2 protein-coding genes are annotated in these 1,278 nt (G+C 43.7%); both read right to left on the bottom strand.

The genetic code is table 11. The features are described from left to right. On the bottom strand, positions 1-498 hold a 498-nt coding region (locus ACFQ8E_RS22005; RefSeq protein WP_430552652.1), incomplete at its 3' end, for a hypothetical protein. 122 nt (positions 499-620) lie between these two features. Continuing rightward, positions 621-1,278 (bottom strand): Gp15 family bacteriophage protein (locus ACFQ8E_RS22000; protein ID WP_430552651.1); only part of this gene is annotated, 658 nt, incomplete at its 5' end.

Here is a 1,278-nt window from a genome sequence, read left to right as displayed (position 1 = left end):
AGCGCTCGCAATAGCCACGGAAGCAAAACGCATTTGCCCTTGAGTGATCATTCTTGTCATGTCGTTTAACTGTTTCATGTTCGCCGTTGGGCCAAGCATTTTTAACGCTAAAACGGATGCGTTACCTTCACGCGCCATCCTCTCAAGGCTGCCTGTTACCCGTAACAGCCCGTTATTGACGGTGTAAAGTGGGTTTCCCATTCTCTTGAAATTATCTGAGATTTTTTCACTCTGGCCGCTCATGGCTAACATTTGACCTACGCCCTGGATAAAGCCGGCTTTCATGATCTCGTTGTTTTTCATGATGTTTTCTGTGGCCTTTTTATGCTCTTGACCAAGCCGCCGGACTTCTCCAATAAATTGTTCATTTGTGCCGGTGTAGTTCTTCATACTTTGCGCTAGTTTGAAAAACTTGAATTCTGTTTCAATAAGCTCCCTTTTGAATGGTATAAGGGCCTGCGCTGAGGCTCTATATGCCGCCTTCATTTCGGCGCTCATTAAGCGCAATCGTTCATTGTAACGGTTAGTATTCAAGCCATCTAAAGACCGCTGTAAGGTTCGTACGCTGCGCTGGGTTGGTGCTGTATCGAAAATGGCATCTATTACAACCCGTCCATCACTCATTTTTTACCACCCCTTCCGCGCAGGTTTTGGAAGAAGGCTGACGCCTTGGCGTCCAACTCTTTAATGGCTGCTTCTTCATCAACTGGCTTTTTATTTAGGGCGTAAATCCGCTTTAATTCCTGAATTCGTTTGCGTTCTTCTCCCTCTTTTGGCAGCTTCATTGTTCTAATCTCAATGACTTTTGAGAATTTAGCGTCCTCGCTCAAACCTTTTAGAAGGGCTTGGAATTTGCGCCAGTGTAATTTCCCTTGCTGTTCGAATAGATCGAGGTTGTAATCAAACAAAAAAGACGCGTATATATACTCCGCGTCTTGTTCAAAGTCAAAAACCTCATCTTTTTTGCTTGTGCTTTGTTCGCCTTCTGAGGTGTTTTGTTCATCTTCGTTTGTGCTTTGTGGTTGCTGCTGAATACTGTCTTGCGCTGTTTCTCCTGGTTCATGAATAAAGTTGTCAAAAATGGCTTTAACCAATATCACTTTTTCATCCAGTGAAAGCTCTTCAACGTCCTCTTTGTTTTCAGCAAAGACAAAAGCCAAAAGCGACCATTTTTGCGCTTCGGTGAATTCTTCATCTTCCAGCAGTTCAAACGCACGCAGCACCACATCAAAAAAGAGACGTAACTTTATACGCCTCCCCTTGAATATAATCACATCT

Origin of the sequence: Isoptericola sp. NPDC056573 (genome assembly GCF_042793335.1) — a bacterium.
Lineage (GTDB): Bacteria > Actinomycetota > Actinomycetes > Actinomycetales > Cellulomonadaceae > Isoptericola.
Note: the sequence above shows the minus strand (reverse complement) of the source record. Positions and strands in the feature narration are given on the sequence as shown.